Below are 610 nucleotides of genomic sequence, written 5' to 3' on the forward strand. Positions count from 1 at the left end.
GCCGATACAGCAAATCCACAGTCAACTTGTAAAAGAAAGGTTTAGCTGCATCCTACGACAGACTGAATACCCCCCGCTCACGTTTACTGGGAATGATTGCCCAGCAAGGTGAAGGATTTCTCCTGGACTCGATTCTTGACAGTCTAGGGCTAGAAACTGCTACTATAGTAACCGTTCAGTTGTTGGGGCGTAGCCAAGTGGTAAGGCAGCGGGTTTTGGTCCCGCCATCCCTAGGTTCGAATCCTAGCGCCCCAGTTCTTTGATTGAAATTCCGTGAGTTGCCCTCTCAATGGGGCTAAGGTTGATTTTCTAGGGTGTTTTCCAGAAACCGCCAGACAGGTTTTTGGTTTCCTGGACTCTATTTCTACGTTCAGCATCCTGTCAAGGGGACAGGGTATGGGGATATTTAAACTACGGTATCCCGATGCTTTTTATATATTTAACCTGAGAATCCGCTGTAATCTCGAAAAAACTGCGTAGCCATAAAGACAAAATACGGTATCTTGATGTGTATACTGTATTTTAATGGGCAAGGGTTAACGTTGTGCCCGGCTGACATCTGACTGAAGAGTTCCTCTGCAAGGGGGACTGACCTTGGCTCCCTTGCTTT

At 46.9% G+C, this 610-nt stretch carries 1 tRNA gene; it reads left to right on the top strand.

Annotated features, from left to right (window positions below):
• Nucleotides 1–183: 183 nt before the first annotated feature.
• Nucleotides 184–255, top strand: a tRNA-Gln gene (locus DO97_RS20320).
• Nucleotides 256–610 lie beyond the last annotated feature (355 nt).

The organism is Neosynechococcus sphagnicola sy1 (assembly GCF_000775285.1).
Taxonomy (GTDB): domain Bacteria; phylum Cyanobacteriota; class Cyanobacteriia; order Neosynechococcales; family Neosynechococcaceae; genus Neosynechococcus; species Neosynechococcus sphagnicola.